1 protein-coding gene is annotated in these 276 nt (G+C 60.5%); it reads right to left on the bottom strand.

Going from position 1 to position 276, the window contains the following annotated elements; translation table 11 throughout:
- The coding region (locus SB724_RS19965; protein ID WP_410572558.1) for a TolC family protein at positions 1 to 276 on the bottom strand (276 nt) is incomplete at both ends.

Raw genomic sequence — 276 nt, 5'->3', positions numbered from 1 at the left:
CGGTTGAAGATCGGCAGGCTCAATGCGATCTGGAAACCGGTCGTATAGATGCCGGACGTGTCACGTGCACGATCGAATCCGACCGTCAGGCTCGGAAACTGGTTGAGGATCGCGGCACGGTATTTCTGCTCCTGCGCTTCGTAGCCTGCCTGCAGCGCAATCAAGTCAGGGCGTCGCTTAGGCAACGCTGCCAATTCGGCTTCGAGCGACGCGTTCGCCAGCGGTTTCGTCCTGCTCGAACCGACGAGCTTCAGCTCGACGTCGGGTGCAATCCCC

Source organism: Bacillus sp. SIMBA_031, assembly GCF_046535225.1.
Taxonomy (GTDB): domain Bacteria; phylum Bacillota; class Bacilli; order Bacillales; family Bacillaceae; genus Bacillus; species Bacillus velezensis.
This window is presented reverse-complemented; position numbering and strand designations above follow the sequence as displayed.